At 33.2% G+C, this 8,768-nt stretch carries 10 protein-coding genes; 9 read left to right on the forward strand and 1 reads right to left on the reverse strand.

Going from position 1 to position 8,768, the window contains the following annotated elements:
- Positions 1–242 precede the first annotated feature (242 nt).
- The 4 genes from Q4566_RS16755 to Q4566_RS16770 all read left to right on the forward strand — a co-directional run bounded on the left by Q4566_RS16755 (position 243) and on the right by Q4566_RS16770 (position 2,842).
- Positions 243–1,088: an RteC domain-containing protein gene (locus Q4566_RS16755; protein ID WP_303423680.1), complete on the forward strand. Its 846-nt coding sequence runs from the start codon at positions 243–245 to the stop codon at positions 1,086–1,088.
- Positions 1,089–1,358: 270 nt separating this feature from the next.
- Entirely contained in the window at positions 1,359–1,637 is a 279-nt protein-coding gene (locus Q4566_RS16760) for a helix-turn-helix domain-containing protein (RefSeq protein WP_303423682.1), read from the forward strand.
- 15 nt (positions 1,638–1,652) lie between these two features.
- A complete protein-coding gene (locus Q4566_RS16765; RefSeq protein ID WP_303423684.1) occupies positions 1,653–2,183 on the forward strand; it encodes a hypothetical protein in 531 nt (176 codons plus the stop codon).
- Positions 2,180–2,842: an ATPase gene (locus Q4566_RS16770; RefSeq protein ID WP_303423687.1), complete on the forward strand. Its 663-nt coding sequence runs from the start codon at positions 2,180–2,182 to the stop codon at positions 2,840–2,842. Before Q4566_RS16765 ends, Q4566_RS16770 begins: the two co-directional genes overlap by 4 nt.
- 104 nt (positions 2,843–2,946) lie before the next feature.
- On the opposite strand, the gene Q4566_RS16775 is transcribed toward Q4566_RS16770, so the two are convergent.
- Complete coding sequence (locus Q4566_RS16775; protein ID WP_303423688.1) at positions 2,947–3,597, reverse strand: N-acetylmuramoyl-L-alanine amidase; 651 nt, start codon at positions 3,595–3,597, stop codon at positions 2,947–2,949.
- Between the two features lie 188 nt (positions 3,598–3,785).
- Between Q4566_RS16775 and Q4566_RS16780 the strand changes: the two genes are divergently transcribed.
- The 5 genes from Q4566_RS16780 to Q4566_RS16800 all read left to right on the forward strand — a co-directional run.
- Complete coding sequence (locus tag Q4566_RS16780) at positions 3,786–4,061, forward strand: hypothetical protein (RefSeq protein ID WP_303423690.1); 276 nt, start codon at positions 3,786–3,788, stop codon at positions 4,059–4,061.
- A gap of 287 nt (positions 4,062–4,348) precedes the next feature.
- Positions 4,349–6,754 carry a TraG family conjugative transposon ATPase gene (locus tag Q4566_RS16785; RefSeq protein ID WP_303423692.1) on the forward strand — a complete coding sequence of 802 codons (2,406 nt, stop codon included), beginning with the start codon at positions 4,349–4,351 and terminating at the stop codon, positions 6,752–6,754.
- Positions 6,755–6,784: 30 nt separating this feature from the next.
- On the forward strand, positions 6,785–7,366 hold the full coding sequence (locus tag Q4566_RS16790; RefSeq protein ID WP_303423694.1) for a conjugal transfer protein: 582 nt from the start codon (positions 6,785–6,787) through the stop codon (positions 7,364–7,366).
- A gap of 10 nt (positions 7,367–7,376) precedes the next feature.
- A complete protein-coding gene (locus Q4566_RS16795; RefSeq protein WP_303423696.1) occupies positions 7,377–8,207 on the forward strand; it encodes a hypothetical protein in 831 nt (276 codons plus the stop codon).
- Between the two features lie 22 nt (positions 8,208–8,229).
- Positions 8,230–8,768 (forward strand): conjugal transfer protein TraK (locus Q4566_RS16800; RefSeq protein WP_303423698.1); only part of this gene is annotated, 539 nt, incomplete at its 3' end.

Consider the following 8,768-nt stretch of genomic DNA (forward strand, 5'->3'; position numbering starts at 1 on the left):
GATTTAAAGCCTCCCGTTTTATCGAGGATGAACTCGATGGATTCAATAGATTTTGTATCTGATTCTATAATGAAATAACTTTTCAAAGGCTATAAGATGTGGCTTTGAAATTATTGACTAATGAAGAACAGCTAGTATATTATTTGAATAAAAATTATATACAGATTAAATACTCATAGGTTTTAGTATTCTTCTAATTTGTGATTAGGTAAATAAAGTTTTTAATAAAAATTCATCCGGCAATGAATACGTATAAAGGTTTTTTGAATGACCTGAACCAGAATTTAGAATGTCTGGATCAGGAAGTTTTAGATGTTCTGACGCGCTCAGAAAAAGGCATAAAAGCGACAACTATTGTTATAGAGCGGCTTCGAGATCGTGTTGTTTTAAATGGTTTTTCTAAACAGGAAGATGAGAAATACTTTTTTAAACATATCAAGCCACAGGTTTTTAGTAAGCTAATATATTATGGTAAGCTTTTTAGTATAGAGAGTAAAAGACCTAGAAGTACTTGTGAAGCTCAAAAACAATATTTTGTAGACCATATAGATAAACTGCAAGATTATTTTAATAGAAACTTGGAGTTTTATCATTATTACCGAAGAGAAGATACCAGGTTTGATAATCAATATTTTTTAAGAGATAAGTTAGATATTCGATTGCATCCAGATACGTTTCACTTTTTATCAGATGAACAATTCTCTACAAGTCATGATCATTCAGTAGCAAGGATTATGGCTTACGATTTATTGATTGTTTATTTAAAAAAGGAAATCGAAAAACTGGAAGCTAATTTTGGAAGGTTAAGTCACGCAGAATTGAAAAGATCTAATCCAAGACTTTTTTGGACTGGAAATAAAGTGGATTTAATAGAACTCATTTATGCTCTACATGCTTCAGGTGCTATAAATAGAGGTAATGCCGGTATAAAAGAAATAGCTACAACTTTTGAAACCGTATTAGAAATGGATTTGAAAGATTATTATCGAACCTATTTAGAAATACGGTCAAGAAAAATTCGTCGCACAAAATTCATTGATAAATTAAAGGATTCATTAGACCAACATATGTTAGATTTGGATAGCTGAAAACACCCAACTTGGGTGTTTTTTTTGGTTAATGGTTTGGTGCGTTTTTTTTGTTTAGTGAAAGGATACTAAAGTGAAAGTTTTTTGATAACAAGGTCTATTTGTTATCAAACTGTGTCATAAATAAACACCAAGCATGGGTGTAACATGTGAATAATATAATTCAAAACTTTTCAGTTTTGTGAAACGAAAGTCAAATCAAAACAAAGTCGTCTAATATTGGTTTGTAAAACGAATTTGGCGGCTTTGTTTATTTAAAAAACAAAACAAATGGGTGTAAGAATTATTACTACAGATGATCTTCGAGATTTTAAAATGGAATTATTAGAAGAATTAAAAACGCTACTGACAAAAGATTCAGATTACAAATCCAAAAAATGGCTAAAGTCACCAGAAGTTCGTGAATTACTAGGGATTTCACATGGGACTTTACAAAACCTTAGGATCAACGGCACGTTACCATATTCTAAAGTAGGTGGTGTGCTGTATTACGATTATCAAGATATTGCCAAGGTTATCGAAAGCAACAAAATTCATAACACGTACTAAATTGTTACTGTTATTATGGAAGAGGTGAATTATATTAGACATCTGAATGCTGTTTTTATAGCTTTTTCAAAAGATGGTCGTTTAAATCCTACGCATATAAGTTTGTATATCGCGCTTTTTAACCTTTGGAATATGTATCATTTTCCTAAGGAATTTTATATCAATCGACAAGAAGTCATGGCCTTATCAAAAATTGGTTCAAAATCTACTTACCATAGATCTATAAAAGCCTTGTCTCATTGGAAATATTTGCAGTACAATCCATCAAAAAATAAGTTCAAAGGGAGTCAAGTCATCATGTTTCATTTTGGGACAAGTAGTAGACAAGAAGTAGACTCTAACGGTGCCAAAAGTGGTACAAGAAGTGAACAAGAAGTGGTATCTAAAAGAAAACATATACAAACAGTAAAAAACAATACAAATGAAAATAAACAGGAGTATTTAAATTTTAAAAATTTTTCAGGGCAACACAAACGAAACAGCAGTGTCCCATATCAGGACAACTTGAAAGTTTGTTCTGATAAAAATTATCACGAACCTTTATGAAACAGATCCAGCCACATATCATAATTGAGGATGATGAAAAGTATGTTCTAGGAGACCTAAAAGGGAATAGCATTACTTATGATTTTCAAAGTATCCTTGATTATTTATCACACAAGGGGCAACAGGAATATGGTACCTTGTTTAAAATTCATGAGGAGGATCGTGAGATTTTGTTTAAACTCTGTAATTATTTTATCAAAGACGAAGTCAATTGCAAACAATTAAATATGGATTTAAATAAGGGCATCTTATTAAGTGGTCCTGTAGGTTGTGGTAAAACTAGTTTGATGAAATTATTAAGATATATCGTTCCACATCAAAAGCCCTATAAAATTATACCTGCACGAAATGTTGTTTTTGGTTTTAATCACTTAGGATATAAAACTATAGAAGATTATGGCGATTCTGGATATGTGTGCTTTGATGATTTAGGTATAGAACCATTAGGTAGACATTATGGTAAAGACTGTAATGTGATGGGGGAAGTTATTTTATCGAGGTATGAATTGTTTTTAAACCATAAAGTAAAGACTCATATCACGACTAACCTTAATGCCCATGAACTTGAAGAGCGTTATGGTCAACGCGTACGGTCTAGAATGCGTGAGCAATTTAATTTAATAGCCTTTGAAACAACTACTAAGGATAAGCGACGATAGATCAATTATTGACGTGATTTAAACCACTGATAAAGGTTTTTATATAGTAATAAAATAAGACTTCGAATGGTTTTAATCAGTAGCGTGTAAGCGATTTCCATATCTTAATAATTTAAATAATTTATGAGTCCTAAAAGTATGGCTAGTGCCATCGCTTTAATGTGTTGTTTTCTTGAAAAATATAAGCCTTCATCCTTGTTGGTTATAAAACCTAATTCTAAAAGTATTGCAGGGTAATCGTGAATAGACTGTTTCAATAATCTGAAATTAGCCATTTTAATCCCGCGAGAGTTGAAGCTTAATTTATATTGAAATTCCCTTAAAATAGCAGCGGCCATTTTGGAAGTTTCTACGGCATATACCCCTTGAATTTCGGGTACAAACACTTCAATACCTTTGGCCGAACTAGCACCAGCATTACAGTGAATCGAAATAAACGCATCAGCTTTTAACTTTTTTGCCATAGCCATTCTATGGGAAAGTGAAATTAAAGTATCTGAGGATCTTGTGAGATGTAGTTCATAAGTGTTTTCGAAAAGTTGATGATTCCATTGTGATAGTTCTAATGCCATACTCAAAACAATATCTTTTTCTTGATCATATAATCCTACAGCACCAGAATCTATACCACCATGTCCTGGATCAATAACAATGATTTTTTTTAATGGTATTTCTTGAGTGATAAGTATACCTGTGTTTAATAAAATTAGAAGAAAACCGACGTTTTTGACTGTTGATTTAAAATATTTTATCATGATTTTGATGTTTTAAGCTGCAGAGATTCATACGATTTAGAGTAGTTTGATTTCAATTTAAATCAAACGAGTTTAAAAAATATTATTACTATAAATTACTGAAAATCAAGTATTTGAATATAAATATATTGTAATTTTATTGAAGTAAAAAAGTTGTTAACTAAAATAAAATTCACATGAAAAATGTAATGTATGTTATTCTGGTAAGCCTCTTGGTGTCGCAAAGTAGTTTTGCACAAATTGGAGGTATCGAGCAGTCCGTTAATGATGTATCTGATACTATCAGATCGATATTTCCTATCATCTTAGGAGTTATTTTCTTAATAGGATTTTTGTTTAATGCGGGACACTTCTTTGGCGAGAATTCTGATTTAAAAAAGGGAATTACTCGTGTTTTAGTGTTTGTACTCATAGCAGGAGCTGTAGTAGGGATATTTACTTATTTGATTGGCATCGTAGTATAACGGAACATAGTTACCAATGAAACAATTCAAGGTTTATAAAGACATTAGAAAGCAAGCTGTAATTTTGGGGTTATCATTGTCATTTTTCGCGCTATTGATGACAAGTGTGATTCTGTCTTTGCTTGTTATCATCTTTTCCTTTAGTCTTATGCTCATGCTAGCTGTGATACTTTTTAATACGGGCATGTATTTCATATTGATACATGTCTCGAAAGGACGTTCACGTCTGTTACTTAGAAGTGTCTTTCCTAAAATTATAAGTAATAAATACCTCAATATTATCAATTATGAATAGATTAAATCTTTTGGCTTACGAGCCTATTTTAGATATTCAGGAGCATATGGTATTTGCCAGTAACGGTAATGTTATTTTATGTTTTCAGTGCCAATTACCTGAAATTTATGCGTTGTCAGCATCGGATTTTGATGCTGTGCATGGGGTATGGTTTCAGGCGTTCAAGTCTCTGCCTGTTGGTACGGTTATTCATAAACAGGATATTTATATAAAAAGTAAGTATAATACAAAGCATTTACCGCAAGCGACGTTTTTAGGAGAAGCAACCGCTAATCACTTTAATGGTAGGGACTATCTAGAGCATCAATCCTTTTTATTTATTACGATGCCCCATAATAAGCGCATGAACATATCTAAATATGTCAATCCGTTTAAATCATCAACAAAGGATCATTCTATCCAGATTGACAGAAAGATCGACACTTTTAAATCGAGTGTGAATGATGCAGTGGCTTTTGTGAATACCAGTCGAAAAATACAGTTGATTCCGCTTGATGGTGCTAAAATTCGTCAATTGACACAATCGTATTTTAATGGTTTTAATGAAGACTGCTTAACGGACATTCGTTTGGATAAATCAAGTATCGGTATTGGTGATTTTCAATTTGATGCCATAGCGGTTAATCATGAAAGCTGCTTTGGAGAATTCGTGCAAAGTAGCAAAACCAACGATCGCTTTACTTCAGATGACTTTGTTTTTCATCAAGGATTCATTGATGGTTTAGGGTTAAATCTGAATAAAAACCATATCGTGAATCAAATTATTTATCTCGATGACAAGCAGCAATGGAGAAAACTATTAGACAATAAAATTGAAGCACTTAAAAAGAGCGCCAACTTCGGTACTCAAAATAAGGTAGTGCTTAAAAAGATAGAGGAGGTTGTTGCTCAAATTAATGAAGATGAATCATCAAGACTCATTAGGGGGCACCTTAATGTGGTGTTTTGGGATACAGATCAGGACAAATTAAAAACCACAGCTTCTAAAATTAAAGCTGAGTGCAAAGCTTTAGATATACTGCCCTATTATCCCAGAGGAGAAGAACGCAAACATTATGTTTTAAATTCCTTTTTTTGTCACAGTTCAAATTTTTCAAACGAAGATCTTTATGTGACTGATTTAAAACATGCACTGTGCTTGTTTATTAACAATACCAATTATATTTCTGATGACACAGGCGTGTTGTTTAATGACAGACAGTTTAATATTCCTATTTTAAAAGATGTCTGGGACGAAGACAAAAAAAGAATTAAAGCCAGGAACTTTGCCATTTTTGCGCCAACTGGTGAGGGCAAGTCATTTTTGGCCAATAATATTTTAAGGCAATATTTTGAAAGTGAAGTACGACTGGTCATTATCGATCTTGGAGGATCATATTCCAAATTTGCCAAATTATATCCCAAAGATCATATCATTCTCCGTTATGAGCAAGGAAAAAATTTAGGGATTAACCCGTTCTATATTGAAAATATTGAAGATGTGACTCCAGAACGCTTGGAGGATTTGTCCATTTTTTTGTTAGAGTTATTGGCTAGTGGTAACGATACTTCTAAAGCTGAAGAAGTGGCAATAAAAAAAATCCTAAGGCATTATTATCAACAGGCCCAGAATACGGTGTTTTCCTTGTCCGGATTATATCAATTTGTAGACCTAAAAAAAGATACCCTCCTAGTTGATTTGGGGATTCAAGAGCGCTACTTCAATGTTTATGATTTTTTACATGTGCTCTCGGAATATGTGGATGATGGACTATATAATTTTTTATTCAATACTGATGAAGATCAGACTTATAAGATAGAAGATAAGCGACTTATTGTATTTGAATTGGATGAAGTTCGAGACAATAAAGAGATTCTTTCCGTCATGCTCAAACTTATAAAATCGGCCATACAACGTACTATTTGGAGAAATAAAGCAGAGCGTGGTGTAATTCTATTTGATGAATTTGCCAAGCAGCTTAAATTTAAAAATGTATTAGAAAGTGTGGAATTTTATTATCAAGCTATTAGAAAGCAAAATGGGGCTATAGGAATCGTTTTACAATCTATAAATCAGTTGCCTAATAATGCAACATCCGCGAGTATCCTCGAAAACACGCAAATTGTATATAGTTTACACAATGAGAAAGGCTATGATGAATTGCAGAAACGCCTGAGCCTTTCTAGCCATGATTTGAATCAATTAAAGTCCATTCGGAATAATTTAACCGGCGAGCGGAAGTATACCGAAATGTTCATCAAAATAGGTAAAACAAGTAATGTTTTTAGACTAGAAGTCCCTAAAGAAGTATTTGCTGCGTACCTCACAGATGGGAAAGCTCATGAGCATATCATGTCGATTTACAGCGAAGTGAAGGATATGGAGATGGCTATAAAACAATATGTAAAAGAGCTTTAGAGAAATAATTAACTTAAATATATAGAAATCATGAACTACAAAAAAATCACCATAGTGCTCTTCGTTTTAGTATGTGTCTTGCTGCCTAGAACGGCTAATGCTCAAGGGGTTCCTGTATATGATAATACAAATTTTATCAGTTTCGCCAAGTCCATAATTGAGTCTGCAAAACAGACCTCCCAACTCCTTAAAACCGTTGATTTTTTAAAAAAACAAAAAGAACGAATTGAAAAAGTGAATGCGGTGATTAAGCAGTTGAATGCAGTGAAAGCGCTGTATAAAAATAATGAGAGGCTATATAATTTAATTCAAGATGATTTAAGAGCTATTTTAAATTCACCTCATATTAAACCTGATGAAGTGGTTCGAGTTTCAGAATCCTTTGATGCGATTATAGAGAAATCACTAGAAGATCTGGATTTTGTGTCCCAGATATTGACGAGTAATTCCCTTAATATGACAGATGCAGAACGTACACTGTTTTTAAAGGAGAAGGAAGAAGAGTCTAAGGAAATGGTTGCTGAAGTCACTTTAAAAGCCAAACGTTATAAGGAGATCATCGCCTTTAGAGATTTTCAAGAGCGTATTAATAATAGAGAAACGAATTATTAATATGGCTGGGATGTTTTTAGGTATAGGGTTGGAATATGTAGACGCTGTGTTTACAACGATTAAAAGTAGTGACTTTGCTACATATACTATTACAGGTATGAAAGCCTTGGCCATTTTGTTTTTCCTTATTAATATTTTGAAAAAATATAATGAAGGGGTGGCCAACCAAGAAGGCTATACTTGGGGATTGACTCCTGGGGAACTTGCTAAAAATTTTGCAGTTGTTATAGTCGTGATTTTCTCTACGGAAGTTTTAGCTGTTTTTGACGGGATTTTAGTAGCTATAGAAACACAATATAAAAACACGGCTCCAGCACTCCTTCCGCTTCAGCTACAAGATTTAGATATAGAAGCAGATGTGGGCGCAATGGAAGCCGCCAAAAAAGCCATGACTTTATTATATGAGGCTTTAATAAGTCCTCTTTTTGGTCTTAAGGTGGTATCCTTTGTATTAGCCTTGTTTTTATGGCTATTAGATCTCTTTATTTATCCTTTGTTTTTGGCTGAGCGTTATTTTTTACTTGGCATAATGCAAGCCTTTTTTCCTTTGGTCATTAGTCTTTCGGTTTTTGAAAAATTTAGAAGTCTAGGCTATACATTTTTCAAGTTGTATGTGGCTGTTTATATGTTGGTGCCTGCGTTTTTTCTGGTGAATGTGTTTGTGAATAATCTTTATACCGAAATCAATACTAATTTTTGGTCTAACTTATTTGGAACGGACTGGGGAAGCCACCTCTTTGCGCCTGTTATTGAATTAGGATCCATAGGCTTTATGGTGCTGCTCAAGTTTAAACTTTATAGGAAAGCAACTTCCTTCACCATTAGATTATTTACGAATTGATTTAACCATAAAATACACGCTTATGAAAACACCTTATAAAGATATTTACAGGGTCTTAAAATTAAACCGATTAGTTGTTATTTCCGTAATTATAGCTGCCACAATCGTTAGTGTTGTAGCTGTATTTTTGGTTGTAAAACAACACTATCATATGATAGAAAATGCCTTTGCCATTGAAACTGATGGCAGTGTCATACCGTTGAAATTAGTATCTCAGTATGAGAATCTAGAAGTGGAAGCCCTATCTCATTTAGAATTGTTTCATACTTACTTTTATGATATCGATGCGAGTAATCATGAAGATCAATTAGATAAGGCTTTGTGGCTAGGGAATAGTTCTGTTGATGCCTTATATAGACAGAAAAAAGCCGATGGGGTATATAATCGACTTTTACAGTATTCACTGGTGCAAAAGGTGTCGAGTGTGAGTTCTACTGTAAATATTCAACAAGCGCCTTATACCTTTGAAACAGTAACCGTATTCGAAATTAATAGAGGCTCCATAATAGATGCTTATGAGCTTACAACTACAGGAAAGTTGATCCATGTGGGGCGTAATTT

Origin of the sequence: Tamlana sp. 2_MG-2023 (assembly GCF_030548465.1) — a bacterium.
Lineage (GTDB): Bacteria > Bacteroidota > Bacteroidia > Flavobacteriales > Flavobacteriaceae > Pseudotamlana.